Below are 824 nucleotides of genomic sequence, written 5' to 3' on the forward strand. Positions count from 1 at the left end.
GCAACAAAGCCATTCCAGTGTCAAGCACTGGAATGACACCATTTGCTGTGCAATTTACCTTCAAAAATGAATGTTCGTATAGCTGTGCGCCCGGCACTGCCCTACATTATTGGTAATTATATTATAAGGTGCAAAAGCTGTATAATTCATTTGACTTAAAACGGCTCATTGTATAAAATTGTGGCTAATATATGAATAAAGGTTAACATGGCAGTTAAAATAAGGTTGGCGAGGTTTGGCGCAAAGAAACGCCCTTTTTATAGGATAGTTGTAGCTGATTCACGAGCACCAAGAGATGGGCGTTTTATTGAGAAAATAGGACAATATGATCCAATGTTACCAAAAGACAATAAAAATCGTGTTGTGGTGAAAGCTGATAGATTAAAACATTGGCTAAGTGTAGGCGCGCAGGCAACTGAAAGAGTACTGTGGTTTATCAAAAAAGGCATAGTAACTTTAGAAACAGAACCAAAGAAAACAGAAAAGAAGAAAGTAGAGAACGAGAAAGCACAAGGGCAAGAGGCATAAGTCTCTTAAAATGCTAAATACTGATTTAACAAACAGCGATAAATTAGACGATATTGTATCTTCTGATTTGTCAGCTATGAATGACTTTGTCTTCAAAAATGTCAATGATGAAGATGCTAAGCTTGCTACTGATATTATATCTCATCTTGTTAGGTCAGGTGGAAAAAAAATAAGGCCTAAACTAGTTTTTATTATATGTAAAATGCTAAACTATTCTGGGGAGAATAGGATCAACGTTGCTGCATCGGTAGAGTTTATACACAATGCTACTTTACTTCATGATGATGTGCTCGATG

At 36.3% G+C, this 824-nt stretch carries 2 protein-coding genes; both read left to right on the forward strand.

Annotated elements, in window-relative coordinates; all coding sequences use genetic code 11:
- Positions 1 to 207: 207 nt before the first annotated feature.
- Positions 208 to 528, forward strand: coding sequence for a 30S ribosomal protein S16 (rpsP, locus tag WG67_RS03420; protein WP_006279266.1), 321 nt, complete (start codon positions 208 to 210; stop codon positions 526 to 528).
- A 10-nt stretch (positions 529 to 538) separates the two neighbouring features.
- Positions 539 to 824: polyprenyl synthetase family protein (locus WG67_RS08515; RefSeq protein WP_458694900.1), on the forward strand; the 286-nt coding region annotated here is incomplete at its 3' end.

Origin of the sequence: Wolbachia endosymbiont of Drosophila incompta, assembly GCF_001758565.1 — a bacterium.
Taxonomy (GTDB): Bacteria; Pseudomonadota; Alphaproteobacteria; order Rickettsiales; family Anaplasmataceae; genus Wolbachia; species Wolbachia pipientis.